Consider the following 23,175-nt stretch of genomic DNA (forward strand, 5'->3'; position numbering starts at 1 on the left):
CTCGGCGGCGGGTTGAAGGGGAACCTGGTCAGAAGGCGTAGGGCCCGAACCGGCCCCAGGCGACGACCGCCGCGGCGATGAGCAGGACCGCGTTGAACGCGATGGCCTGCGGCTCCCTGCGGCGAGCGTGGACGCCCATGGCCAGGATCATGATGATGCCCAGGCCGGTGGCAGCCAACGGGGTGAGCACGGTGGCGATGCCGGTGGCGGCGGGAAGGATCAGCCCCAGCGCCCCGGCCAGCTCGGCTCCGCCGATCAGCCGCACGACCGGGGTGGAGAAATCCTCAACCCACGGCAGGCGCGGGATGAGCTTGTCACGCTGCTGGGTCAACTTGGTGACGCCGGCGCCGGCGAACAACGCGGCCAGGGCGCCCTGCAGGATCCACAGGAACACGTTCATCGGAGCGGAAACCTCTTCTTCGGTCGTGCTGCGGCGGATCGGGGGTGAACGATGGGGGGAGATGAGGAGAGCCGGAGCGGGCCAGGCACTTGCGTCAGCGTGACAGCACGCATCGCGACTCCTCCGATCGATCTGGAAAGGTCTATCCGGTTCGCTGGCCAGCATACACACAAATCGGATAGACCTTTCCAGTTCGTTAGGATGGGCCCATGAACCCAGGCGACCCGCGAGCCGACGACACCACCCCACCGCTGCGCAGCGACGCCGAACGCAACCGCGAACGCATCCTGGCCGCCGCCCGCACCGTCTTCGCCCGCGACGGCCTGGGCGCCTCCATGGCCTCGGTCGCACGCGAGGCAGGCGTCGGCATCGCCACGCTGTTCCGCCGCTTTCCCGCCAAGGAAGACCTGGTCGCCGCCGTCTTCGCCGACCGCATGGACGCCTACGTCGACGCCGTCGCCACCGCCCTGGCCGACTGCGACCCCTGGCACGGCTTCACCGGCTACCTCCACACGGCGTGCGCCATGCAAGCCGCCGACCGCGGCTTCGCCGACGTGCTGACCATGACCTTCCCCACCGACAAGACCCTGGAGGGCCGCCGCAGCCAGGCCTACGACGGCGTGGTGAACCTCATCGACCGCGCCAAAGCCGCAGGCCACCTGCGCGACGACTTCACCCCGCAGGACGTGGCCCTGCTGCTCATGGCCACCGCCGGCGTCATCACCGCCACCGCCGACGCCGCCCCCGACGCCTGGCGCCGCATCCTCGCCCTGATGATCCAGTCCTTTCAGGGCCCGGCCCGCGGCCCGCTTCCTGCCCCGCCCGCGCACGCCGCCCTGTACCGGGCAATGATCAACCTCGGCCGCGCAGACTCTCCTTCCCGCGAATCGACCAGAGGCTGATCTCGGCCGGGGCGCTCTCGCAAACGCTCCTTCCGCGCGGCGGCACGGTCGCCGGCGCCATCGAATACGTGCACCGGGCCACCCCGACACCCCGGCATCGAGCGGCACATCCTGAAGAGGGCTACCGGTCCGCCTCGGACCGGCTCAGCGGTGCAGGGCGGTCTCCCGCTTCATGTGCGACAGCTTCTCGGGGTTGCGTACGGCGTAGAGGCCGGTGACGAGGCCGCCGTCGATGCGCAACGCCAGGACGGTGTCGATCTCGCCGTCGAGCCGGACGATCAGCGCCGGGTAGCCGTTGACCTGGGCCGGCTCCAGCGATCGTGTGGGGGCGACCCGGCCCAGCACGGGAGCCACCTTGACGGCTCCCACGACGGGCACCAGCGCGGCCTGCTTGATCCCGCCGCCGTCGGTCAGCAGGACGACGTCCGGCGCGAGGATGTCGAGCAGGCGTTGCAGCTCGCCCGTCTCGACCGCCCGCTGGAACGCCTCGAACGCGTCTCGGGTCTCGGCCGGGGAAACGACCTCGCGCGGCCGGCGCGCGGCGACGTGCGCCCGTGCCCGGTGGGCGATCTGGCGGACCGCGGCCGGGCTCTTGCCGACGGCGTCGGCGATCTCGTCGTAGTCCAGATCGAACACCTCGCGCAGCACGAACACCGCCCGCTCGGTCGGCCCGAGCGTCTCCAGCACCAGCAGCATCGCCATCGAGACGCTGTCGGCCAGCTCGACGTCCTCGGCGACGTCGGGCGAGGTGAGCAGCGGTTCGGGCAGCCAGGGGCCGACGTAGGACTCCTTGCGCCGGCCCAGCGTGCGCAGCCGGCCCAGCGCCTGCCGGGTGGTGATCCGGACCAGGTAGGCACGCTGGTCCCGTACGGCGTCGAAGTCGACGCCGGCCCACCGCAGCCAGGTCTCCTGGAGGACGTCCTCGGAGTCGGCGGCCGAGCCGAGCATCTCGTAGGCGACGGTGAACAGCAGGTTGCGGTGGGCGAGGAACGCCTCGGTGGCAGGGTCGGGGCTCATGCCCCCGTCGCGATCTCCGGGCGCGGTGTGTGACGTGCCGGCCATGGGTGGCTCCTGTTCGCTCTCGGCTGTTTCACCCACCAGACGCCGGCCACCGCCGTTTTGTGACACCGAGGCGGTGGCCGTTCCTTGTCGTCCGCTGCCTGCGCGCCACCTGCCTGTGGCGCACGTCACGTACGCCGAGCTGTCACAGGACTCTGGGCACCGGCATCTCGTGTTCGTCCAGTACACGACAGCACGAGTGAGGATGACTCGCGTTCTCCCGTGTGGAAGGAACGTCATGAGCTCAGCGCTTGAAACCCTTCGCCGTGACTTCGGCGGCGACATCATCGAACCGGGCGGGGCGGAGTACGCATCGGCCAGCCGCTCGGTGCTGGCCTCGGGCAGCCCGGCCTACGTCCTGCGGCCCGAGAGCGTCGCGGACGTGCGGGCAGGTGTCGGATTCGCCGCCCGCACAGGGCTGCCGCTGTCCGTACGAGGCGGCGGCCACGGCTTCGCCGGCTTCGGCACCAACGACGACGGCGTCGTGATCGACCTCGGCAGGCTCTCGGCCGTGGAGATCATCGACAAGGAACGTCACCTCGTACGGATCGGCGGCGGCGCCACCTGGGGCCAGGTCGCGGCCGCCCTGGCCCCGCACGGCCTGGCGATCTCCTCGGGCGACACCAAGAGCGTCGGCGTCGGCGGGCTGACGTTGACCGGCGGCATCGGCTGGAAGGTCAGGAAGTACGGCCTGGCCCTGGACAACGTGGTCGCGGCGGAGCTGGTCACCGCCGGCGGAGAGGTCGTGCGCGCGAGCGCGGAGCAGAACCCGGAGCTGTTCTGGGCGATCCGCGGCGGTGGCGGCAATTTCGGCGTCGTGACCGCCTTCGAGTTCGCGGCGCATCCGACGGCGGACGTCTTCCACGGCACGATCGCCTTCCCGGCGGCGGAGGCGGCCACCGTACTCCAGGGCTGGGCGGACCACCTCCGCGCCGCTCCCGACGAGCTCACCTCCGTCGTGGACTTCGCCAATCCCTTCGCCGGGGGGCCCGAAGCGCCGGTCGAGGTGCACGTCACCTTCGACGGCGACGACCCGGAGCACGCGGCCCGGGCGCTCGACCCGATCCGCCGGCTCGGCACGGTGATCCGCGACGATGTCGCGCCGAGACCCTACGCGGACACGCTCGTGGACGGCGCGACCCCGCCGCCCGGCATCCGGCTGGTCACCCGGAGCGCGTTCGTCGACAAGGAGTCGGTGTCCGCGGTCCTTCGGATCCTCGCCGAGGTCGGGGCGTCGGAGCGGTCGCCGTTCATCGCCGTCCGCAGCGTCGGCGGCGCGGTGTCGCGAGTCCCCGAGGACGCCACCGCCTACGCGCACCGCCAGGCGGAGCTGATGTTGGTGACGACCGTCGCGGGTCCGGAGCCGGTCGTCGAGGCCGCTCGTCCCGCTCTGGAAGCGATCTGGGGGAGGCTCGCGCTCCACGTCAGCGGCGCGTACGCGAACTTCCTCGCCTCCGCCACCGAGCAGGACGTCGCCGCGATCTATCCGGCGGCGACCTACGAGCGGCTCGCGGCGGTCAAGCGTCGGTACGACCCCGGCAACCTGTTCGCCCGCAACCACAACATCCAGCCATAGAAGGTACGGAGAGACATCATGAGCAAGATCTGGTTCGTCACCGGCTCGTCCCGCGGCCTGGGCCGCCACTTTGTCGAGGCCGCGCTGTCCCGCGGCGACAGGGTGGCGGCCACCGCCAGGAACGCCGCACACCTCTCAGAGCTGGTCGTCGCGTACGGCGAGGCGGTGCTCCCGCTTGAGCTGGACGTGACCGACAAGGCCGCCGTCTTCGAGAGCGTGAAGCGGGCCAGGGAGCACTTCGGCCGCCTCGACGTCATCGTGAACAACGCGGGCTACGGCCTGCTCGGCGCCGTCGAGGAGCTGACCGAGCGGGACCTGCGCGACCAGCTGGAGACCAACCTGTTCGGCGCGTTGTGGGTCGTCCAGGCCGCGCTGCCCCATCTCCGCGAGCAGGGCGGAGGGCACATCGTCCAGATCTCCTCGGTCGGCGGCGTCACCGCGATGCCGCTCGGCGGCGGATACCACGCCTCCAAATGGGCTCTCGAAGGTCTGAGCGAGTCCCTCGCCCAGGAGGTCGCCGGCTTCGGCATCAAGGTGACCCTGGTCGAGCCGGGTTCCTACGCCACCGAGGGGGCCGCCGGCGCCGTCCACGCCGAGGCCCACCCGCTCTACATGGCTGCCCGCGAGAGCTTCGCCGAGTTCGCGAAGACGCTCGACGCCGGCGACCCGGCCGCCGCGGGCCGGGCCCTCCTCGAGATCGTCGACTCGGGCGACCCGCCGCTGCGGGTGTTCTTCGGCGTCCAGGGCAGCCCGATCGTCCAGCAGGCCTACGCCAACCGGCTCAAGACCTGGGCCGACTGGCAGGACCTCGCGGTGCGGGCCCACGGCCACACCCCGAAGGGTTGACGGCGCCTCATGAGAACGCCTGCCCTCTTCCCGGGAAGGGGGCAGGCGTGTCACTTCGCCGGGGTTACCCCCACTGGCCGACCTGGTAGTCCCCGGCGGGCTGCTGGGTGATGACGTTCAGGCGGTTGTAGGAGTTGATGATCGCGATGAGGGCCACCAGGGCGGCGAGCTGGTCCTCGTCGTAGTGCTTGGCGGCGTTCGCCCACGCCTCGTCGGTGACGCCGCCGGCGGCGTCGGCGATGCGGGTGCCCTGTTCGGTCAGTTCCAGGGCGGCGCGCTCGGCCTCGGTGAACACCGTGGCCTCCCGCCAGGCCGCGACCAGGTTCAGGCGCACCGAGGTTTCGCCGGCGTGCGCGGCCTCCTTGGTGTGCCCGTCGATGCAGACGGCGCAGCCGTTGATCTGGCTGGCGCGGATCTTCACCAGTTCCTGCGTCGCGGTCGGCAGCGTCGAGTCGTGCACGACCTTGCCGGCCGAGCCGAGGTACTTCATGAACTTGGCCGCGATGGAGTTGCCGAAGTAGTTCAGGCGGGCTTCCATGGTGATCTCCTTGCCGGGTTCGCTGTTACGTCCCACTGACGGAACAGCTCGGCAAGAAGTGACATCCGACGACTGTGATGTGCGTCTCTAGTCCCCGGAGTCCGCGCGCGAGCCGTACGCCGGGCCGAACACGACCAGCAGCGTCAGGTCCTCGGTGATGTCCACGAAGCGGTGTTCCTCACCGGCCGGGACGAAGATCACGGCGCCGGGGCCGACCTCTGCCTCGCCGCTCGCCGCCACCATCCGGGCCCGGCCCGAGGTCACCACATAGATCTCGTCCTCGGTGTGCGGGCTCTGGGTGTCGGCCCCGCCCGCCGGGATGCAGTACGTCCCGACGGACAGGTTCGGCACTTTGAGCTGCTCGACCCAGTCGTTCGCAGCCCCGGCGGCAGGCTGCGCCCACTCGCCCGCGCCCTTGATGATCTGCAATGACGTGCCTCTTACGGGTGGAGGAACACGGGCATCGAGAAGAAGACGATCATGGCGATAGCCACGCAGATCAGGAACCCGACGACCTCCCAGGCCCAGTCGAAGTGCCGGTCCTTGCGGCGGTGGGGCTTCTCGGGGCGAGCCCCGTACTCCGGGAGCTTTCTGGACACCGGCCGGGCCCGTACCGGGCGGGGGGCCAGGAGCGAGGGCTCAGGAGCGAGCGAGGCGAAGGAGTTCCGGGTCTCCTCCTCGGGCGGAGCCGGGCCCTTCCTGGCCGGGCTGGCGGGTTTGGGCAGGGTGGGAGGCTTCGGGGGCGCCTTGTCGTACAGGGGCAGGCGGTAGACCGGTTCAGCGGGCCTCACGGGTTCGGCCGCTTCGGGGGCGCGCTTGGCCGGCTCCGAGGGCTTGGGGGCCTTGGTGCGCCTGGAGGACTTGGGGCGCGGGCGGAAGAGGGGCGCCGGCTCGTTCGTCCGCGGCGGTTGCGGGAGCGGGCGGGCGGGGCCCTTGTGCACCAGCACGTCGACGTGCGGGTCTCTGGGGGCCAGGATGTCGCCGTCGTCGTCGCCACCGCCGAACGGCTTCGGGACGTCTCTCGGCAGGATGATGTCGCCGGTGGCGAAGGGCTCAGGGGTGTCCCTGGGTAAGATCACGTCGCCGGTGGCGAAGGGCTCGAAACCACCCGACGGCTCGTCGGGCGGGTCCACGAAGAACGGGTGGGTGTGGGGCGGCACTGGGGTCCTCCCTGCGAAGGGTGGAGCTGTTTGTGGCGTGCCGGGCTGGTAGGGCCGGGCACCGTCCACCGCCGCCGGGGGGTCTCCTAGGGAAGCCGCCGAATCCAGGACGTCCCTGCGGGGACGGTTGGAGGCCAGCGGGTCCCTGAGGGACGGGGTGGGTCCCAGAGGGTCGTGCAGACGCTGGGCGGAGGCCAGCGGGTCCCTGAGGGATGAGCGCGAGTTCGCGGCCGGGCCGTCCCCGAAGGGGGAGCGCGGCGCGGCGCGGGTCGGGCCGTCTCCGAAGAAGGAGCGCGAGGCCGGGGTGTCTCCGAAGGGGACGTGTGAGGTCGGGACTCCTCCCCGGCGTGGGGTGGACTCCGGGGACTTGTTGAGCTTGGGCATCGGGGCCGTGGTGGCGGCGTGCTCGGGCACCTGCGACGACGACGGCGGCGTCAGCAGCTCGGCCGGGAAGATGCCCGTGCTGGTCGCCGGGTCCTCCTCCGCCAGGGGCTGGGGCCACATCGGCGGGCTGGGCCAGCGGGGCTTGACGAAGAGGGGACCGGGAGTGGCGGAGCGGGAGCCCGCGAACTGGATGCGGAGCGCGCCCGGCGGCTCCGCCCAGGGGAGGCGGCTGATGATGTCGGCGAGCGGAGCCACGCTCAGCGCGCCGTACACGTCCGCCACCGGCTTGGGCACGCGGACCCCGGTCGAGGAGAGCCCCGTCACCAGCGCGTGGCGGAAGTGGTTGCCCGCCCCCACCGCCAGTTCGTCGGCGGTGTCCGGGGCGACGTCCAGTACCCACGCCAGCTCCGATTTGCTCAGCCCGCAGACCGCGCACAGCACCAGCACCTCGCGCTGGTGTGGCCGCAGCTCGCGGAAAGTGCGCTCGACGAGGGCGGAGGCCGGGTCGATCAGTGGATCGATGGAAGGGGGCGCGTAGACGATGTCCCGCCGGTGGATCTCGCGTCGGGCGAACGCGTAGAGAGCGGCGCGAGGCGCCTCGGCGGCGGAGGGAACGCCGGCGACACTGGAGAACAAGGTCACCAGGACGTCGGACGCAGAGCCTAGATCGCCGAGCTGGTCAGCGCAGTACGCGAACAGCCCAGCGGCATGGCGGTCGTAGAGCTCTGCGATCAACTCGGCGCGACGGCGCTGATCGGTGAGCGGCTGAGACACGGGGCCGGATCCTCTTGCTGTGAGCGGACGCTGAGGGTGAGGGGTGAGGGGCTGGAGTTCGTGAGTTTGGTATGGAGTGCTCGTCAGGACTTTGTGTAGGTATAGGACAGAAGTTCGTGGAGGTAATCATGCCAACTCACCATGGTCCGGCGCACTAGCACTTCAATATTTGGGGTAAATATCCAGCTCAACTGAAGCGTTTCAGCTGGATCCCAGGACGACATGGTGGTCCGGATCGCCGTAGTCTGTCCTGCGATAGATCATGCGGCGGTCGTGGCACGGGGGCTGCGACCCCTGCCACAGAAGCCTGAAGCGAGAGTTCGCGCGTGATCACATTCGACGCTGTCACAAAACGCTACCCAGACGGAACGGTCGCCGTGGACCGTCTCGACCTCGAGGCGCCCACGGGTGAGATCACCGTGCTCGTCGGCCCCTCGGGCTGCGGGAAAACCACGTCACTCCGGATGATCAACCGGATGATCGACGCCTCCGACGGTCAGATTCTCCTCGACGGCGTGCCGGTGCAGGGCATCGACCCGCCGACGCTGAGGCGCGGCATCGGGTACGTCATCCAGCAGGCCGGCCTGTTCCCGCATCGCAAGATCGTCGACAACATCGCCACCGTCCCCTACCTGCTCGGCTGGGACCGGAAGAAGGCCCGAGCCAGGGCCATGGAGCTGCTCGAACGGGTCGGCCTCGACCCGGCGCTGGCCGGTCGCTACCCCTTCCAGCTCTCGGGCGGGCAGCAGCAGCGCGTGGGCGTGGCCAGGGCGCTGGCCGCCGACCCGCCCGTGCTGCTCATGGACGAGCCGTTCAGCGCCGTCGACCCCATCGTGCGCACGAGCCTGCAGGACGAGCTGCTCCGGCTCCAGTCCGAGCTGAACAAGACCATCGTGTTCGTCACCCACGACATCGACGAGGCCATCAAGCTGGGCGACCGCGTGGCGGTGCTGCGGGTGGGCGGCAAGCTGGCGCAGCTCGCCGATCCCAAGACGCTGCTGTCCGCGCCGGTCGACGACTTCGTGAAGGAGTTCCTCGGGCACGACCGGGGGATCAGGCGGCTGCAGTTCATCCCGACGGACGGGCTGCGGCTGCGTACCGACCTGACCGACGCCGGGGACGAGCCGTGGCGGCTGGTCGTGGACGAGGACGGTAGGCCCACCGGCTGGGTCTCCCGGGAGCGGCCCGACGAGCTGGAGCCGTACGGGACGTTCGTGCACGGGCGCGACTCCATGCGCGCGGCCCTCGACGCGGCGCTGCTGTCGCCGTCCGGCTGCGCGGTGGGCGTGGACGAGCAGGGCAAGGTCGTCGGCGTGGCCACCAGGGAGACGCTCGACCAGGCCCTCGCGGAGGCCGCAGATGGGTGACGGCCCTCCTTCCATATGGGAATGGATCGGGCGTAACTGGGACACCGGCCGGGTCGACAGCATCAAGAACCTGCTCCTCGACCACCTGACCATGTCCCTCGTGCCGATCCTGGTCGCGCTGGTCGTCGCGCTGCCGCTGGGGCTGGCCTGCGTGCGCTGGCGCTGGCTCTACCAGCCGACCGCCGGCTTCATGAACGTCGTCTACGCGCTCCCCTCGCTGCCGGTCTTCATGCTGCTGATCTCGGCGACCGGGCTTTCGCAGACCACGGTGATCATCCCGCTGACCTTCTACGGCATGGCCGTGCTGATCCCGGCCGTCGTGGACGGGCTCGGCTCGGTGCCCGACCACGTGCGGCAGTCGGCTATCGCGATGGGGTTCACGCCGCTGCGCAGGCTGCTCGCGGTCGAGCTGCCGATCGCCGTCCCCGTGGTGCTGGCGGGGCTGCGGGTGGTCGCGGTCTCCAGCATCAGCCTGGTCAGCGTGGGTGCGCTGATCGGGCAGGGCGGGCTCGGCGGGCTGTTCACGCGGGCCTACCAGAACCCGTTCATGCCGCCGGTGATCGTCGGCATCGTGCTGATCGTGGCGCTGGCGCTGGTTGCGGACGGGCTGCTGGTGCTGGCGCAGCGGCTGCTCACTCCATGGGTACGGGCCCGAAGGGGGCAGGCATCGTGAGCTGGCTCACCGCGTTCTTCGGCTGGCTGATCGAGTTCTTCGGCAGCGGCGCCAACTGGTCGGGCCCCGACGGCATCCCCATGCGCCTGCTCGAACACCTGGAGTTCTCGGCCCTGGCCCTGGTCCTGGCCGTGCTGGTCGCCGTCCCGCTGGGGCTGCTGATCGGCCACACGGGCCGGGGCGAGGTGGTGGTCGTCGTCACCGCGAACCTGTCCAGGGCGCTGCCCACGCTGGGCCTGCTGGTGATGTTCGTGCTGCTGCTGGGCACGGCCTCGATCTGGCCGGTGATCATCCCGCTGGTGCTGCTGTCGGTGCCGCCGATCCTGGTGAACACCTTCGAGGGCATCAAGGGCGTCGACCCCGAGCTGCGCGACGCCGCGTACGGGATGGGGCTGCGCGGCGGGCAGGTGCTCGGACGGGTGCTCGTCCCGGTCGCGCTGCCGCTGATCCTGCTGGGGTGCCGGCTGTCGGCGATCCAGGTCGTGGCCACCACCACCGTCGCCGCGTACACCGGGCTCGGCGGTCTGGGGCGGTTCGTGATCGACGGTTTCGCGACGAAGGATTACGCGAGCGTCGTCGGCGGTTCAGTACTGATTGTGCTGTTTGCCCTGGTGGTCCAGATATTGTTCACGCTCGCCCAGAGAGTGACGGTCTCCCCAGGGGTGAGCCAGCGGCTGAAGGTTCGATAGTCTCCTGTATTACCTCCCGCTTAGAAGGGAAAAGCAAGATGGGACGCAAGTACGGCATCGCCGGGGTGTTCGTTTCGGCGATGCTCGCGCTGTCCGCCTGTGGCGGTGGCGGCGGTGGCAACACTGGAGGCAACCCGCTCGACACCTCGAGCGCGGCACCCAGCGGTTCGGCTTCGAGCGGGGGCGGGGGCAAGGCCGTCATCGGATCCTTCGACTTCGACGAGAGCGTGCTGCTCGGGTCGATCTACGCCCAGGCGCTGGAGGCCAAGGGCGTGCAGGTGGAGGAGAAGTCGCGCATCGGCAGCCGCGAGGTCGTGTTCGACCAGGTCAAGAGCGGTGGCCTGACCATCGTGCCCGAGTACAACGGCAACCTGCTGGCCTTCGTCGACCTCAAGAACACGGCCGCGACCACCGACGAGGTCAACGCCGCGCTGAAGGAGAAGCTCCCCGCCGAGCTGGAGGTGCTCGACTCCTCCCCGGCCGAGGACAAGGACAGCCTGTCCATCAGCAAGGACACTCAGACCAAGCAGTCGCTGAACACCATGGAGGACCTGGCCAAGGTCTCCAAGACCTTCATCGTCGGCGGCCCGCCCGAGTTCAAGAAGCGGTGGGAGGCGCGGTTCAAGGAGGTCTACGGGGTCGAGTTCAAGCAGTGGAAGCCCACGGGCCCGACCACCGCTGACGCGATCAAGGACGGCACGATCCAGGTCGGCAACGTGTTCACCACCGACCCCAAGATGACGGCCAACAACCTGGTGCCGCTGCAGGACCCCAAGAACATCTTCCCCGCCCAGAACGTGACGCCGCTCCTCAACAAGGCGGCCGCCACCGACACGATCAAGACCACGCTGAACGCCGTCTCGGCGAAGCTCAGCACGCAGTCCCTCCTGGACATGATGCAGAAGATCTCCGTCAACAAGGACGAACCCGCCACCGTGGCCAAGGAATGGCTGACCGCCAACAGCCTCAGCTGACGCAGCTTTCCGGTGCGGGCCCCCGTCGTCCGGGGGCCCGCACCGCTAGGTTCGTGCCGTGAGCGAGTTCACGGAGGCGATGGCGCAGCTCGCGGCCGGGGTGGCCGTGGTGACCGTCCGCGATGGGCGTGACGACCTGGGCACCACGGTGTCGGCGCTGATGTCCGTCTCGCTGGAGCCCCCACTCGTCCTGGTGAGCCTGGCCGGCAGCGGTTACCTCAACGAGGTCCTGCTCCGGCAGGACCGCTGGGCGGCCTCGCTCCTCTCCTCCGGCCAGGCGGCCATCGCCAGCCGCTTCGCCACCGCCGGCCGGCCCAGCGCGCGGCTGCTGCTGGCGGGCACGCCGCATCACCGGGGAACGCACTCGGACGCGCTGGTGGTGGAGGGCGGGGTGGCCGCCCTGGAGGCCGAGACCACCACAGTGGTCCCGGCCGGGGATCACACCCTCTTCATCGCCGCGGTCCTCGCGGTCCCCTACGTCGAGAGCTCCCTCCAGCCCCTGGTACGGCTGCGCTCCCGCTACCGCCCGATCGGAACGTGACGCCGGTGCTCAGCGGATCACGTACCACGTCGGGAGGAGCAGCGGTCCGGCGGCGGGGAGGCCGAGCTCGGCGGACAGGCGGGCGAGGGGGCCCCACGCGTCCAGGCGCAGGCGGGCCAGGGCGGCGGACTTGTCCTCGCTCGAGTCCGGCCCGCGCAGCCGCTCCAGCGGGTTGAGCCGGGGGTAGGCGCGTACGGGGGCGTCGTCGGAGAGGCCGGCCCGCTTCCTGGCCAGGGCCAGCGCGTCCTCCAGGCCGCCCAGCTCGTCCACGAGGCCGCCGGCGTGCGCGTCGGCGCCGGTCCATACGCGGCCGCGGGCCAGCTCGTGCGCGCGCTCCCGGGTCAGGTCGCGGCTCGCGGCCACTTTGCCCACGAAGTCATCGTAAATACGGTCGAGCCAGGCGTTCACCCGCTCCCATTGCTCGGGGGAGAAGGCGCGGGACGTGGAGAACATTCCGGCGTTGGGCCCGGACGCCACCATCTCAGAATTTATACCGAATTTTTCGAGCATTTCCGAGATGACCGGCTTGCCGCCGTACACGCCGATCGAACCTGTCAGCGTGCCGGGCTGGGCCACGATCACGTCGGCGGCCATCGCGACGAAGTAGCCGCCGGACGCGGCCAGGTCGCCCATCGAGACGATCACCGGCTTGACCTTGCGCGTGAGGGTCACCTCGCGCCACACCGTGTCGGAGGCCACGTACGAGCCGCCAGGGCTGTCCACCCGGAACACGACGGCCTTGACGTGCGCGTCCCGCCGGGCCGCGCGGAAGGCGGCGCTGATCGTGTCGGAGCCCATCGCCCCGCCCCCGCCGAGCGGGCTGCGCCCGCTGCGGCCGGTTTTGATCATGCCGGTGCCGTGGATGAGCGCGATCCCGTCCGCCGTCGGGTGCGGCAGCTTCTTCACGGCCGCGCTCCTGGCGTACCTGGACACGTACAGGAGGTGCGAGTCGTCGCCCGCGGCCTGCTTGACCTGGTCGTACACCTCGTCCCGGTACGCCAGCCCGTCGACCAGCCCGGCCTCGAGCGCCTCGGAGGCGGTGAACGGGCCGCGGTCGATCAGCTCCCGCACCTTGCCCGGGTCGAGCCGCCGCCCGTCGGCGATGCCCGCGCTGAGGCTCTCGGTGACCGAATCGACGATGCGGCTCATGGACTCGCGGTGGGGCTCGGTCATGTGGTCCTGGGTGAAGATGTTCACGGCGGTCTTGTACTCGTGCCGCTGCCCGGCCTCGTACCCGACGCCCAGCTTCGTCAGCGCTCCCTTGACGAAGCGCTGCTCCAGCGCCACCCCGGTCAGCCCGACGTCGCCGCTCGGCTGCAGGTAGACGCGCTCGAACGCGGTGGCCAGGTAGTACGGCACGGTGCCGCCGCCGAACTCCCCGAACGTCTCCGCGAACGCGACGGTCAGCTTGCCCGACGCCCTGAACTGGATCACCGCCTGGCGCAGCTCCTGCACCATGGCCAGGCCCAGCGGGTTGCCCCCGATCTTCACCACCAGCGCCTTGACCCTGGAGTCCTGCCTGGCCCGCCTGAGCCCGGACAGGACGTCGGAAAGGCGCGTCTTGCGCATGGACAGCACCGCGGCGAGCGGGTCCGCCGGCGGGCCCTCGGTGAGGCCCTCTGTGAGATCGAGCTCCAGCACCAGCGGGGCCGTGCGCCGCTGGCGAAGCTTTTCGACGGTTTCGAAGATCGCCTTTCCTGCCTCCATGAAGACACCCTAAGCGACCCGATGCGGATCCGCTTAGAGATGTACAGCTAAGGTATTTGCACCTAAGTTGTATGCACCTAAGGTGTATGTTTATATCATGAGCTCGATCGCCAAGCCTGCTGCGGCCAAGCCGCCCCATGTCTTCGACCGTGATCGCGAATGGGCGAGCTTGATCAGGTTCGCCACGTCGCCCAGCTCTGATGTGAGGCTCGGCATTGTGAGCGGGAGGCGTCGGCAAGGCAAGACCTACCTGCTCGACGCCTTGGTCCAGGAATTCGGTGGGTTCTTCTTCGCCGCCATTGACGAAACGGAAGCCGAGGCGCTGGCCCGTTTCGGCGAAGCCTTGGCGACGCAGGCCAGCGGCGCAGGCGGGCGATTCACCTTCGCCAACTGGAACGAGGCGCTGGAGCGGCTGTTCGCCCTCGTTCCTGAGGGGCTCATCGTGATCGACGAGTTTCCTTATCTGAGCAAGGCCTCGCCTTCACTTCCCTCGCTGATCCAGCACGCCCTCGATCCCAGGGGATATGCGAGACAGGGGAAGACGCGCCTGCTGCTGTGTGGTTCGGCGCTGGGGGTGATGGGCCGCCTCCTCGCGGGCAACGCGCCTCTGCGGGGGCGGGCCAGCTTGGAACTCGTGATCAAACCGCTGGACTACCGCGCATCTGCCAGATTCTGGGGTATCGAGGATCCGCGCCTCGCGGTGCTGGTCCACTCCATCGTGGGGGGCACCCCGGCTTATCGTCGGGAGTTCGTGGCCGGGGACGTCCCCGAGTCGGTGGCGGACTTCGACGCCTGGGTGGCGCGTACCGTGCTCAACCCGGAGATCCCGCTGTACCGCGAGGCCCGCTACCTGCTGACCGAGGAGACGGACATCCGCGACACGGCCATCTACCACGCGGTGCTGGGGGCCATCGCGTCGGGGAACGCCACGCGTGGCGGCATCGCGAACCATATAGGCCGCAAATCCACCGACATCGGTCACCCGCTTTCGGTCTTGGAGGACTCGCAGCTGATCGCCCGTGAAGAGGACGCGTTCAGGAAAGGGAGGTCCCTCTACCGGATCTGCGAGCCGCTGATCGTTTTCTACGAGGCGGTGATGCGTCGCGAGTGGACCCGGCTGGAGCGCGGCCGGACCGAGGCCGCCTGGAGCAATTCGCGTGCCACTTTCCTGTCGCAGGTGGTCGGGCCGCACTTCGAAGCCCTCTGCAGGGAGTGGGCGATGTTCGCCGAAGAGGAGGTGTTCGGCGAACTGCCCGGCAGGGTGGCCGCGGGGGTGGTGGCCGATCCGCACAACCGGACGCAGATCCAGGTTGACGTGGCGGTTCTCGCTCAGGAGGAGCCCGGGCGTCCGCAGCGGATCCTGTCCTTGGGCGAGGCCAAATGGGACAAGGTGCTGACCGCTGGACACGTGGACCGGCTGCGGCGGGCTCGCGACCTGCTGTCGGTGAAGGGGTACGACACCAGGGACACGGTGCTGGCCTGCTACAGCGGGGCCGGGTTCCATGAGGACATCCCCGAGGGCGTCCGGCTGGTCGGCCTCAAGGAGCTCTACGCATAGCCGAGGGCGGTGCGCCTAAACCGGTCCGGAGCCGGGGCCCGGTGCGTTCGGGCTGACCAGGCCGGTTTCGTAGGCGAGCACGACCGCCTGGACCCGGTCGCGGAGCTCCAGCTTGGACAGGATGCGCGCGACGTGCGTCTTGACCGTCGTCGGGCTCAGCACCAGGCGGTCGGCGAGCTCGGCGTTGCTCATGCCGGTCGCGAGCAGGCGCAGGACCTCCAGCTCGCGCGGGGTCAGTTGCGACAGGTCGCCGTGGACGCCGTGGACGCCGCGGTGCGCGGTCTGGTCGCGGCGGGCGAAGCGTTCGATCAGTCGGCGGGTGATCGTCGGCGCGAGCAGCGCGTCCCCGGTGCGCACCAGGCGCACCGCGGCCACCAGGTGCTCGGGGGAGACGTCTTTGAGCAGGAAGCCGCTGGCCCCGGCGGAGAGCGCCGCGTAGACGTAGTGGTCGAGATCGTACGTGGTCAGGATGAGGACGCGGGGTCCGTCCGTGCCGCCGGACAGGATCTGCCGGGTGGCCTCGATGCCGTCCAGCCGCGGCATCCGCACGTCCATGAGCACGAGATCGGGCCGGGTCCGCCGGACGACCGCGACCGCTTCGACGCCGTCGGCGGCCTCGGCGACCACCTCGATCCCGTCGGCGGTCAGGATCATCCCGAACCCGCTGCGCACCAGCGCCTGGTCGTCGGCGATGACCACGCGCGGCGCCTCGTTCACGCCGTCCATCGTAGGCGCGCTCTCGTCAGGAAGCCTCCGCCGCTCCGCGGCCCCGCCTCCAGGGTCCCGTCGTAGAGCGCCAGCCGTTCGCGCAACCCGATCAGCCCCCGGCCCTGGCCGGCCCCCGCGCGCGCCGCGGGGGCGCCGCCGCTGTCGGCGACCTCGATGTCCAGCCAGTCGCCGGTGTGGCTGATCGCCACCGACACGGCGGCGCCGCCCGCGTGCTTGATCGTGTTGGTGAGTGCCTCCTGAACGACGCGGTAGACGGCCAGGCCCGCTCCCGGCGGCACCGGCCCCTTCGGCGTGCTGATCTCGGCGCTGACCGGGACCCCGGCCGCGCGCACGCGCTCGATGAGCGAGTCGAGCTGGTCGAGCCCCGGCTGCGGTTCGAGAACGTCGGAGCCGCTGCCGGAGGCGGCCAGCAGCCCCATGACGTGGCGGAGCTCGGCCATGGCGGCCCTGCCGCTGGTCTCCACCGCGAGCATGGCCTGCTTGGCCCGGTCCGGCGCCGTGTCCATCACCTTGCGCGCCGCCCCCGCCTGGATCACCATCACGTTCACGTTGTGGGTGACGACGTCGTGCAGCTCGCCGGCGATGCGCGAGCGCTCCACCTGTACGGCCTGGTGGAGCCTTTCGTCGCGTTCGGCGAGTTGCTGCCGCCAGAACCGGACGAAGCTCGCCATGACCCCCGCGCTGAGCAGCACCACGAAGGGCCCAAGCCAGCTCGGCAAGCCCGCGACGGCATCCTTGAAGGCCGCACCCGCCAGTACGGTGGCCAGAACCAGGCCGCCCAGCGCCACCAGCCGGTTGCGGCTGTAGGCGACCGCTCCATAGGCGGCGATGGCGCAGCTCGCCACGGTGACCCAGGTCGCCTCGTCGTCGGTGGCCAGGGCGGCGAGCAGCACGACCCAGAAGGCGGTCAGCGGATACAGCCGCCGTACGGCCAGCGGCAGAGTCGTCAGCGCCACGATGAAGAGCAGACCGGGATCGACCGGGTCACCGTCGGCGGGCAGCAAGTTGTGGGGCAGGTCGGGCAAGGGTGGGGGAGTGGGCAGGTCGGGCAAGGGTGGGGGAACGGGCACGACGGGCCGGGGTGGGGGCGGCAGCCGCAGGAGTTCGACGCTGTGGGCGGTGTCCATGGAGGCCGCTGCCGCCACCGCCAGCGCGGTCAGGACGGCCGCGAGGAGGAGGTCGGCCAGGAGCGCGTGATGTGAGGGCCTGCGCTCCGCAAGGAGCATGTCCTGCCATCGCCTTTTGATCGGTGACACCTGCACATTGTCCTGTTCGTGGCGTATTGGCGGCATCGGCGGAGCGGAGTACATCTCAGGGATGACCCCGCCGCCGATGTCGTCGTCGCGGACGACGCGCCCGGAGATCGCCGGACCCTAGCGTCAAGGCCCATGACTCACCGAATGGGGCGTCTTGCCCTCGCCGCACTCCTCGCCCTGCCGGTCGCCGCCGCGTCCGCGTCCGCCGCGTCCGCCGCCGCGGGCCGGGGGAACCCCGCGGGCGGCTCCACCATCCAGACCGTCGCCGCGCGGGAGACCGCTCTCCACATCCCCAAGCCGACGGGCAAGCTGCCGATCGGCATGACCTCCCTCTACCTCAAGGACGCCTCCCGCCCCGACCCCTGGGTGTCCAGCGTGAAGGCGCGGGAGCTCATGGTCTCGCTCTGGTACCCGGCGGCGAAGGCCGGCGGGGCGCGGGCGGCGTACATGACGGTCAAGGAGTCCGAGCTCACGCTGAAGGAGGCGGGTGTTTCCGGCGTACCGGGCGACCTGCTCAGCAAGACGCGGATCGACGCCGTCAAGGACGCCAAACCGGCGGCCAAGGGCCGGCTGCCCCTGGTGATCCTCTCCCCGGGCTTCACCAAGCCCCGCTACTCGCTCACCGGCCTGGCCGAGGACCTGGCCAGCCGGGGCTACGCGGTGGCCGTCGTCGGGCACACGTACGAGAACGTCGTCACGAGCTTCCCCGACGGGAGGGTCGCCGAGTGCGCCGCGTGCGAGATGCCGCATGATGCGGCGTTCTGGGCCAAGGTCGATCAGGTCCGGGCGGTCGACGTCACCTTCGTCCTTGACTCGCTGCTGGCCAGATACCCCAAGCTGATCGACCGATCCAAGATCGCCATGGGCGGCCACTCCGTGGGCGGCGCGGCCTCCGTGTCCGCCCTGCTGAAGGACGCCCGGCTGCGCGCCGGGATGAACATCGACGGCACCATGGATGTCTCGGTCCCCAGCGGCCGGCTGGCCAAGCCGTTCCTGCTGCTCGGCACCGAGGTGAGGCACAGCCCGGGCAAGGACGCCTCCTGGGACAAGACCTGGACGAACCTCACCGGCTGGAAGCGGTGGTTCGTCGTGTCGGGCACCGAGCACGCCTCCTTCACCGACATCTCCGTGCTTTCCGAGCAACTCGGCATCGACGACGGCGCCGACCTGCCCGCCACCCGATCCCTGAAGATCACGCGCGCGATCGTCGCGGCCTTCTACGACCAGCACCTGCGAGGGAAGGCGCAGCCTCTCCTGAACGACCCGGGATCGCGCTTCCAGGAGGTCAAGTCGGTGGGCGGCACGAGCTAGACCTGGCCGCCTGCCGGAGTTCGTTCTGGCCGATGGCGCGGGGCCGGGTGGCCGGGTGGCTCACAGGCCGTGGCCGCAGGTCCCGTAGAAGCCGCCGTCCCAGCTGAAGCAGTGCTCCCAGACGATCGGGACGCCCTCCTCGGTGTAGGTGACCCACCGCGACGCGGCGTCGGCCGGGGCGGCGGTGACGGCGCTGATCGCGGCGGCACTGAGGACCCCGGCCATGGCGATCACAATCCGCCTGGCAATTCCGGAAAATCGTGACATATCTATCTCTCCTCGTTCTGTCAGGACAAGATCGAGTCCAGCAGGGGGGTCCTGTGACCGGCTTGGATCGTCTTGCAGGCGAGTTGGAACAGTGATCATCAGGACTCACTCCGGATCCGGCAGGTCCATCGACGCGAGCCTGGCCGGGTCGGTCACGACCGAGAGGCCGGTGATCCGGCCGTCGACGACGGTGAACGCGATGACCGAGAACGGGCTGCCGTCCGGGCGCCACGACACGAACCCGGGAAGGCCGTTGACGTACACCGCCTGCCCCCGCGTGGCGGCGGAGGCGGACCACCGCGCGCCGGCGGCGACCTTGGTGGCGCCGAGGATGACGATCTCGCCCTGCGGGGTGTCGACGGTCAGCCGCACCTCGGGGTGGAGCACGCGCAGCAACCCCTCGAAGTCGCCGCTGCGCGCCGCCGTCAGGAAGGCCTGGACCACCTCTCGCTGCTCCCGTCCGGCGGCCGCCGGCCGGTCGGTCGCCTGCACCTTCCTGCGGGCGCGGCTGGCGAGCATCTTGGTGGCGTCGGCGGACTTGCCGAGGATCCGGCCGATCTCCTCGAACGGCACCGCGAACAGGTCGTGCAGCACGAACGCCAGCCGTTCGCTCGGCCCGAGCGACTCCAGGACGACGAGGAGCGCGAGCCCGACCGAGTCGGCGAGCGCCACGTCGTCCTCCGGCGCGGGGCCGTCGTCGACCGTCACGACGAACTCGGGCAGTTGTGCGTCGTAGGACGCCTCAGGGTGGGTCTGGCGGGATCGCAGGACGTCGAGGCTGATCCGGCCGACCACCGTGGTCAGCCAGCCGGAGAGGTTGTGGATGGTCGCGGTGTCCTGGCGCGACAACCGCAGCCAGGCCTCCTGGACCGCGTCCTCGGCATCGGCATGCGATCCGAGCATGCGGTAGGCGACCGCGCGCAGCCGGTCGCGCTGGGCCTCGAACGCCTCGGCCACCGGGTCTCTCGGGCTGGTCTCGGACATGTTGTTACCTTCCTCGGAGCTGCTCCGTCATGGGGATGACGAGCCAGAACGGGCTCAGGTAACCGATGAAGGAGCAAGACCGATGGAAGCACGCATGCAGAGCCCGGCGAACCCCGACGTGTTCACCGCGATCCAGCATCTCTACAAGGCCATGCAGGCCGGTGGCGTCGACCCGGTGGTGCTGGAGCTCGTCCACCTGCGCGCCAGCCAGATCAACGGCTGCAGCCCGTGCGTCTTCGCCGGGGTCGCGTCGGCCAAGAAGCACGGAGAGACCGACGAACGGCTGCACAACGTGGTCACGTGGCGCGAGACGCCCTTCTTCACCGAGCAGGAGCGGGCGGCGCTCGCGCTGACCGAGGCCGCCACCCGGATCCAGGACGGCGCGCCGGGCGTCACCGACGAGATCTGGGACGCCGCCGCGGCCCAGTTCGAGGAGAAGCAGCTGTCCGCGATCATCCTGAACATCGCGCTGACGAACTTCTTCAACCGGATCAACCGTACGATCCGGGAGCAGGCCGGCAAGACCTGGTGAGGTCGCCGACAGCCGGCTTGTAAGTTACGGCCGGTTCGAGGCCTGGCCGGTCGTGACTTGGGCCATGAAGCGTCTCAGCGCGCGCGGACTCCGGATCACGTGCAGTTCCGCGTCACCTGCGTGAGCGGCGATCGCCGTGAGGAGAAGCGGCCGGCTCCGGCGGCGGTAGGCCCACACCCACAACCAGAAGTCGGCGCGTTCCCGGGAGCGGCGGATCGCGCGCCAGGCACAGCGCCAGAACGAGAAGTCCAGCAGGATGACGGTGTCCGCCGCTCGGAGCCGGACCTCCAGGACGTCGTACGGACCGAGGTCGCCGTCCATGATCCAGGCCTCGGCCCGGACGAGGTCACCCTGGACGGCCGCCCACTGATCGGGAGGCGTCGCTTCAAGCTCTGGCCCCCAGAAGTGCTTGTCCAGCTCGATGACGGGAGATCCGGTGATCGCGCCCAGCCGGGCTGCCAGGGTCGATTTTCCCGAACCGCCACGCCCCAGGATCACGACTCGTTTCATGGCTGTCATGGTTCCAGACCGGTTCCCGGGACGTGGGGGTGTCATGCCATGGGGGCCGGGCCGTTCGGACGAGGTGGGGTGCGGTGATCGCCGTGCCGTCGGGACCGGTCCCGGCGGCACGATCGGTGTCGCGGTGGCCTTCATCGTCCTCGCGAAGTTCATGCGGGAAGGGAGCGACGCCGCCCGGATCACGCTGACCGTACTGGGGTCCATGTTTCTCCTGACCTTTTGGCCCATCCTGTTCGTCATCCCGGCGATCGTGCTGCAGTTCCGGCCGGCCAGCAGCGCGTGGTTCCAGGCCGTCAAAGCGGCCGCGCCCAGGTTGGACCGGCGCCTGCCGTAAGCGTCGACTGCGCCGGGCCGCGAGTGGCGGCGTTCGGTCGGCGGCGCCCGGTGCCTCACGCCGAACCAGGGCGCTCAGCCATGTCGGCCCGTGCCGCTACGGTGCTGCCGTGGCTGACATTCACGAACTCATGGTCGCGATGGACCTGCGTGGCGACCTGCCCGAGACCGAACTCGCCGAGTTGCGCTGGCACGTGGGCCTCGGCTCGCGGCCCGAGCACATCACCGAGAAGACGATCGTCGTCAACGACGTTCTCGATCTGCTGGACGACGAGCAGCAGCCGGTGCGGAACGAGAACGGCGACTGGGTGGTCAAGGAGTTTCCGCAACCGGCGTGGGACGACGGCTCGCCGTACGCGGCCTCGAAGATTCCCGGCGCCGGCGGCTCGATCCTGGTGCGTGCGGATGACCACGACGACGAACGCTGGGCGCTGACCTGCCGCTGGGAGATCCACCCCGACGGGCATGCCGAGGTGGCCAAGCTGATGGACTGGTTGGCCACCCGGCTCCACAAGGACGAGTCCTTTTTCGGTTACCAGCGGTGGTATGAGGACGATGGGCCGGAGTTGCTGAGCGTTCGGGACGGGAAGGTGGTGGCGCGTCGCGACGCCGCCCTCGTGCCGCCGTTCTGGGTCGAAGCCGACGAGGACTGAGCGATCGTTCGCTGTTCTGGCGGCGTTTATCTCCGAAGCCTCGCCTGCCTGGCCAACGGTCAAGGCAGCAAATAAGAGGACTCATTGATACGCCCGGGGCCAGTGGTCGCCAATGGGTGGTCCGAGAGGCGTCCCGGCCGGGGCGAAGGTGATCGGTGGGTCGTGACTACGTGAGAGGATTTCAAGATCGTTCGGCAGCGGGAAACGGCACGGGGACCGCGCGGCGGGCGAGGGACGCGTGGTACTGCCGCGCTGGCGTAATCCGCTGGCCGATCTTGCTTGCACGGTTACTGACCACAGTCCTGGATGATCATGGATGAGGATGGACTGTGAGGACGTATCCAGGGCTGCGGCCGGTTCGTTGAGGCGTGGGCAGACGGGGGCGCGTCAATCCATCCAGGTAACGCGAACGATCAGCACAAGGCGCAGATGCTCCGCGACAATGAAGTTGAGGAATCCACGGCCGCCGAACAGATCAAGCGTTCGAAGACCTCCCCCATGCAGCGGGCCTCTGCCGGCGCGGGTCGCGTCCCTTCCGAGGACTGCGAGTTGGTCGGCAAGCCGCTCAACCTCGAGGATGACGGTCGGCGGAGCCCAGCGATGACATGCTCGGCGTCGGGGTTGTACTCCCACGTCCAGGCGTCACTCACCGACGGCCTCTCGGCGCGCGGATGCCGTGATCTCGCTGATTTCGGCCAAGGCCGAGTCCAGCTTGGCTCTGTCGGTAGCAGCGGCGACTTCTGCCTCCAATGCCTGCAGCCGGGCCGCCCAGGCAGGGTGGCGCTGGATCGCCACGAACTCGCCCCACTGCTGCAGGAAATTCTGCAGAGGTGCCACGGTGCTCTGCCGCGCCGCCTGCTCTGTCGCCTGGTCGAGGTGGTCAACAAACTGGCCGAGGTAGGCCGGAGCAATCTGAGCAACTGCCGCCCGAAGGGCGGCGGTGGTCAATGGCGGGCGAGGGATCAGTACCTCGCCGTCTTGATGCGGGGTGGACATAGTTGACCTCCAAGCTGTACGCGTCCACGCTACCGATACCACTGAAGCCATACCACCCTAGAAGCGCAGGTCGAAGGCTCTGGTGTAGGTGGCTGGCGTTCTTCGCGTTGTTGGCGGCGAGATGTCCGGATCGCGTAATCGTCAGGGGAGATCTCTGCCGGATGATGAGTCCGGCCTTCCGACTCGACTCAGGCGTCAAGACGCGCCGCTGGACGATCGGCACGCCGAGTCATGAATACCGCTCCTTCAGGCCCGGAGGGTCTTCCCGCGCGGGCCTTCACCTCCCACCTAAAAGTGGAGCACTGGCCCGCATCGCCGTAGATGCGGCTCCTCCCAACCAGTTGTTGCGCCCGAAGCCAATGGACGGCCCGAAAGGCATCCCGCTCGGGGCGGGGTCCAGCGGGATAACCACCAGTGGGGCAACGGGTGGGGGAGCCTGGCCCACCT

General features: G+C 69.7%; 25 protein-coding genes. 13 read left to right on the top strand and 12 right to left on the bottom strand.

The features are described 5' to 3' along the window. Positions 1 to 28 precede the first annotated feature (28 nt). Positions 29 to 400: a DoxX family protein gene (locus ACIBQ1_RS21830; protein ID WP_397279974.1), complete on the bottom strand. Its 372-nt coding sequence runs from the start codon at positions 398 to 400 to the stop codon at positions 29 to 31. Positions 401 to 609: 209 nt separating this feature from the next. Between ACIBQ1_RS21830 and ACIBQ1_RS21835 the strand changes: the two genes are divergently transcribed. Beyond that, a complete protein-coding gene (locus tag ACIBQ1_RS21835) occupies positions 610 to 1,302 on the top strand; it encodes a TetR/AcrR family transcriptional regulator (protein WP_397279976.1) in 693 nt (230 codons plus the stop codon). A 144-nt stretch (positions 1,303 to 1,446) separates the two neighbouring features. On the opposite strand, the gene ACIBQ1_RS21840 is transcribed toward ACIBQ1_RS21835, so the two are convergent. After that, positions 1,447 to 2,364, bottom strand: a complete 918-nt coding sequence (locus ACIBQ1_RS21840; RefSeq protein ID WP_397279978.1) for an RNA polymerase sigma-70 factor — start codon at positions 2,362 to 2,364, stop codon at positions 1,447 to 1,449. 235 nt (positions 2,365 to 2,599) lie between these two features. Here ACIBQ1_RS21840 and ACIBQ1_RS21845 point away from each other — a divergent pair, with 235 nt between their 5' ends. Together ACIBQ1_RS21845 and ACIBQ1_RS21850 are read left to right on the top strand one after the other, a co-directional pair. Further along, entirely contained in the window at positions 2,600 to 3,937 is a 1,338-nt protein-coding gene (locus tag ACIBQ1_RS21845; protein WP_397279980.1) for an FAD-binding oxidoreductase, read from the top strand. 18 nt (positions 3,938 to 3,955) lie between these two features. Beyond that, positions 3,956 to 4,783 carry an SDR family NAD(P)-dependent oxidoreductase gene (locus ACIBQ1_RS21850; protein WP_397279982.1) on the top strand — a complete coding sequence of 276 codons (828 nt, stop codon included), beginning with the start codon at positions 3,956 to 3,958 and terminating at the stop codon, positions 4,781 to 4,783. Positions 4,784 to 4,847: 64 nt separating this feature from the next. Here the strand turns inward: ACIBQ1_RS21850 and ACIBQ1_RS21855 are convergent, their stop codons facing one another. From ACIBQ1_RS21855 to ACIBQ1_RS21865, 3 genes are all read right to left on the bottom strand, one after another. Further along, positions 4,848 to 5,321, bottom strand: a complete 474-nt coding sequence (locus ACIBQ1_RS21855; protein ID WP_397279984.1) for a carboxymuconolactone decarboxylase family protein — start codon at positions 5,319 to 5,321, stop codon at positions 4,848 to 4,850. An 87-nt stretch (positions 5,322 to 5,408) separates the two neighbouring features. Continuing rightward, positions 5,409 to 5,750 (bottom strand): cupin domain-containing protein, encoded by a 342-nt coding sequence (locus tag ACIBQ1_RS21860; protein WP_397279986.1) that lies wholly within the window; start codon positions 5,748 to 5,750, stop codon positions 5,409 to 5,411. Between the two features lie 11 nt (positions 5,751 to 5,761). Next, positions 5,762 to 7,639, bottom strand: a complete 1,878-nt coding sequence (locus ACIBQ1_RS21865) for a hypothetical protein (RefSeq protein WP_397279987.1) — start codon at positions 7,637 to 7,639, stop codon at positions 5,762 to 5,764. Positions 7,640 to 7,965: 326 nt separating this feature from the next. Between ACIBQ1_RS21865 and ACIBQ1_RS21870 the strand changes: the two genes are divergently transcribed. The 5 genes from ACIBQ1_RS21870 to ACIBQ1_RS21890 are packed head-to-tail and all read left to right on the top strand — an operon-like array spanning position 7,966 to position 11,883. Further along, positions 7,966 to 9,006: an ABC transporter ATP-binding protein gene (locus ACIBQ1_RS21870; protein ID WP_397279988.1), complete on the top strand. Its 1,041-nt coding sequence runs from the start codon at positions 7,966 to 7,968 to the stop codon at positions 9,004 to 9,006. Then, the gene (locus ACIBQ1_RS21875) at positions 8,999 to 9,679 is read left to right on the top strand and encodes an ABC transporter permease (RefSeq protein WP_397279989.1); all 681 of its coding nucleotides are present in this window, start codon (positions 8,999 to 9,001) and stop codon (positions 9,677 to 9,679) included. The genes ACIBQ1_RS21870 and ACIBQ1_RS21875 overlap by 8 nt, the downstream gene beginning before the upstream one ends. Further along, positions 9,676 to 10,368 carry an ABC transporter permease gene (locus tag ACIBQ1_RS21880; protein ID WP_397279990.1) on the top strand — a complete coding sequence of 231 codons (693 nt, stop codon included), beginning with the start codon at positions 9,676 to 9,678 and terminating at the stop codon, positions 10,366 to 10,368. Before ACIBQ1_RS21875 ends, ACIBQ1_RS21880 begins: the two co-directional genes overlap by 4 nt. A gap of 38 nt (positions 10,369 to 10,406) precedes the next feature. After that, the gene (locus ACIBQ1_RS21885; RefSeq protein WP_397279992.1) at positions 10,407 to 11,342 is read left to right on the top strand and encodes an ABC transporter substrate-binding protein; all 936 of its coding nucleotides are present in this window, start codon (positions 10,407 to 10,409) and stop codon (positions 11,340 to 11,342) included. A 58-nt stretch (positions 11,343 to 11,400) separates the two neighbouring features. Continuing rightward, complete coding sequence (locus ACIBQ1_RS21890) at positions 11,401 to 11,883, top strand: flavin reductase family protein (protein WP_397279994.1); 483 nt, start codon at positions 11,401 to 11,403, stop codon at positions 11,881 to 11,883. A 9-nt stretch (positions 11,884 to 11,892) separates the two neighbouring features. Here ACIBQ1_RS21890 and sppA read toward each other — a convergent pair whose 3' ends face one another. Then, on the bottom strand, positions 11,893 to 13,590 hold the full coding sequence (gene sppA / locus ACIBQ1_RS21895; RefSeq protein WP_397279996.1) for a signal peptide peptidase SppA: 1,698 nt from the start codon (positions 13,588 to 13,590) through the stop codon (positions 11,893 to 11,895). Between the two features lie 97 nt (positions 13,591 to 13,687). Here sppA and ACIBQ1_RS21900 point away from each other — a divergent pair, with 97 nt between their 5' ends. Then, positions 13,688 to 15,148, top strand: a complete 1,461-nt coding sequence (locus tag ACIBQ1_RS21900) for an ATP-binding protein (protein ID WP_397279998.1) — start codon at positions 13,688 to 13,690, stop codon at positions 15,146 to 15,148. A gap of 15 nt (positions 15,149 to 15,163) precedes the next feature. Here the strand turns inward: ACIBQ1_RS21900 and ACIBQ1_RS21905 are convergent, their stop codons facing one another. Both ACIBQ1_RS21905 and ACIBQ1_RS21910 read right to left on the bottom strand, forming a co-directional pair. Next, complete coding sequence (locus ACIBQ1_RS21905) at positions 15,164 to 15,874, bottom strand: response regulator (protein WP_397279999.1); 711 nt, start codon at positions 15,872 to 15,874, stop codon at positions 15,164 to 15,166. Beyond that, the gene (locus ACIBQ1_RS21910) at positions 15,862 to 17,133 is read right to left on the bottom strand and encodes a sensor histidine kinase (protein ID WP_397280001.1); all 1,272 of its coding nucleotides are present in this window, start codon (positions 17,131 to 17,133) and stop codon (positions 15,862 to 15,864) included. Before ACIBQ1_RS21910 ends, ACIBQ1_RS21905 begins: the two co-directional genes overlap by 13 nt. A 144-nt stretch (positions 17,134 to 17,277) precedes the next feature. On the opposite strand from ACIBQ1_RS21910, the gene ACIBQ1_RS21915 reads away from it, so the two are divergent. After that, positions 17,278 to 18,444, top strand: a complete 1,167-nt coding sequence (locus ACIBQ1_RS21915) for an alpha/beta hydrolase family protein (RefSeq protein WP_397280003.1) — start codon at positions 17,278 to 17,280, stop codon at positions 18,442 to 18,444. Positions 18,445 to 18,504: 60 nt separating this feature from the next. On the opposite strand, the gene ACIBQ1_RS21920 is transcribed toward ACIBQ1_RS21915, so the two are convergent. Next, on the bottom strand, positions 18,505 to 18,669 hold the full coding sequence (locus ACIBQ1_RS21920; protein ID WP_397280005.1) for a hypothetical protein: 165 nt from the start codon (positions 18,667 to 18,669) through the stop codon (positions 18,505 to 18,507). Between the two features lie 147 nt (positions 18,670 to 18,816). Continuing rightward, a complete protein-coding gene (locus ACIBQ1_RS21925) occupies positions 18,817 to 19,695 on the bottom strand; it encodes a sigma-70 family RNA polymerase sigma factor (RefSeq protein ID WP_397280007.1) in 879 nt (292 codons plus the stop codon). Between the two features lie 82 nt (positions 19,696 to 19,777). Between ACIBQ1_RS21925 and ACIBQ1_RS21930 the strand changes: the two genes are divergently transcribed. Continuing rightward, positions 19,778 to 20,227, top strand: coding sequence for a carboxymuconolactone decarboxylase family protein (locus tag ACIBQ1_RS21930; protein ID WP_397280008.1), 450 nt, complete (start codon positions 19,778 to 19,780; stop codon positions 20,225 to 20,227). A gap of 24 nt (positions 20,228 to 20,251) precedes the next feature. Here ACIBQ1_RS21930 and ACIBQ1_RS21935 read toward each other — a convergent pair whose 3' ends face one another. Then, positions 20,252 to 20,737 (bottom strand): hypothetical protein, encoded by a 486-nt coding sequence (locus ACIBQ1_RS21935; protein WP_397280010.1) that lies wholly within the window; start codon positions 20,735 to 20,737, stop codon positions 20,252 to 20,254. 133 nt (positions 20,738 to 20,870) lie between these two features. Here ACIBQ1_RS21935 and ACIBQ1_RS21940 point away from each other — a divergent pair, with 133 nt between their 5' ends. Further along, a complete protein-coding gene (locus ACIBQ1_RS21940) occupies positions 20,871 to 21,080 on the top strand; it encodes a hypothetical protein (RefSeq protein WP_397280012.1) in 210 nt (69 codons plus the stop codon). 109 nt (positions 21,081 to 21,189) lie between these two features. Next, positions 21,190 to 21,732, top strand: coding sequence for a hypothetical protein (locus tag ACIBQ1_RS21945; RefSeq protein WP_397280013.1), 543 nt, complete (start codon positions 21,190 to 21,192; stop codon positions 21,730 to 21,732). Positions 21,733 to 22,374: 642 nt separating this feature from the next. Here the strand turns inward: ACIBQ1_RS21945 and ACIBQ1_RS21950 are convergent. Continuing rightward, entirely contained in the window at positions 22,375 to 22,728 is a 354-nt protein-coding gene (locus ACIBQ1_RS21950) for a hypothetical protein (RefSeq protein ID WP_397280015.1), read from the bottom strand. Positions 22,729 to 23,175 lie beyond the last annotated feature (447 nt).

This window comes from Nonomuraea sp. NPDC050153 (assembly GCF_044460125.1).
Lineage (GTDB): Bacteria > Actinomycetota > Actinomycetes > Streptosporangiales > Streptosporangiaceae > Nonomuraea.